2 protein-coding genes and 1 pseudogene are annotated in these 605 nt (G+C 63.8%); all 3 read left to right on the top strand.

The window, feature by feature from the left end:
* On the top strand, positions 1–200 hold a 200-nt coding region (locus IE101_RS19950), incomplete at its 5' end, for a DUF1153 domain-containing protein (RefSeq protein ID WP_229804341.1).
* A 9-nt stretch (positions 201–209) separates the two neighbouring features.
* Positions 210–356 carry a hypothetical protein gene (locus IE101_RS19955; protein ID WP_229804342.1) on the top strand — a complete coding sequence of 49 codons (147 nt, stop codon included), beginning with the start codon at positions 210–212 and terminating at the stop codon, positions 354–356.
* A pseudogene (locus IE101_RS19960) lies at positions 353–605 on the top strand (hypothetical protein); the annotation flags it as partial. The gene IE101_RS19955 and the pseudogene IE101_RS19960, both read left to right, overlap by 4 nt.

Here is a 605-nt window from a genome sequence, read left to right on the forward strand (position 1 = left end):
TGACGATGGACGACGGCATCAAGCGGTGGACGGCGAAGCGTAAGGCGGCGCTGGTGGTCGAGATCATTCAGGGCAAGACGACGGTGGCGGAGGCCAGTCGGGCGTATGACCTGTCGCCTTCAGAGATCGAGGGCTGGGTGGATGACGCCAAGCGGGGGATGGATTTCGAGGGGACCGTGGCCCCTGATGGGGCCGCGTAAGCCCCGAAGATGGCCCTGCGTGCGAACCCGCTGGAGATCCGCGAGCAGTATGAGAAGCAACTGAAGGACCTGCAGGAGGCCTACGGCGAGGCCATGCTGGAGCTGCGCGCCCGAAAAAAGCTGGCGGCCCTCATGGAGCGGGAGGACGACAAATGATCCGGACGCTCCATGAGGGCCTTCTTGCCGATGGGTTGGCGGTGCCGCTGACCAAACTCTGCGCGTGGTTCGGCGTGCCGCGGCGGACGGTCTATTACAAGCCGACCAAGGCTGCGCCAAAGGTCGATCCCCGCTTTGCCAAGCCGATCAAGGCGATGATCGAAAAGGAGCCTTCATTCGGCTATCGCACGGTGGCCTGGCTTCTGGGCTTCAACAAGAACACGGTGCAACGCCCTCGGCCGCTCTCTC

Source organism: Gemmobacter lanyuensis, assembly GCF_014652355.1.
Taxonomy (GTDB): domain Bacteria; phylum Pseudomonadota; class Alphaproteobacteria; order Rhodobacterales; family Rhodobacteraceae; genus Gemmobacter; species Gemmobacter lanyuensis.